This is a genomic window from Psychrobacter sp. 1Y4, from assembly GCF_051847555.1.
Genome location: NZ_JBPYDE010001228.1, coordinates 1 through 502 on the forward strand (window position 1 = coordinate 1; position 502 = coordinate 502).

The 502-nt window shown below is 41.6% G+C and carries 1 pseudogene; it reads right to left on the bottom strand.

Going from position 1 to position 502, the window contains the following annotated elements:
- Nucleotides 1-194 (bottom strand): annotated as a pseudogene (locus ACS8FC_RS21270) (WYL domain-containing protein); the annotation flags it as partial.
- Between the last annotated feature and the right edge of the window lie 308 nt (nt 195-502).

Sequence of the window (502 nt, forward strand, 5' to 3'; positions counted from 1 at the left end):
TGTGTCGTACCTACCCAGCGATTACGCTGTAGCTGCGACAGTACTTGCCATTGACGAGCCGTTGTCGCTGCCCCGTGACGATTATCTTGGGTCTCTTTTAACACATCATTTTCTGCCGCCTCTATTGCAATCGCTTGCTCATCAGAATCTGACTGAGCTTGGATGTTCTCGGCGTTAGTAGAATGTACAGTCATTAAAAAATACCCTTTATAAAGTCACAGGTCATTGTTCTACAGATTTTGGCTAGTTGTTTATCATCTCAGAAAAGTATCAAAGCGTCTAGGGACGTTCGTATACATTTAGGCATCGTTTAGGCGCTATCTAGGCGCCGTCTAAACATAGTCTAGACACGTCCTAATTATCATTTTGGTGTGTTGTCATTGACACTTTAAGCTTTACTCTGCTCATGGTTATCAGTGACGTCACTATCGTTATTGTCGCCTTTACGTTTTTCTTTTTTTATTTTGTCCTCTTTTTTTTGGCGCTTAGCTTTGCGTTTTTT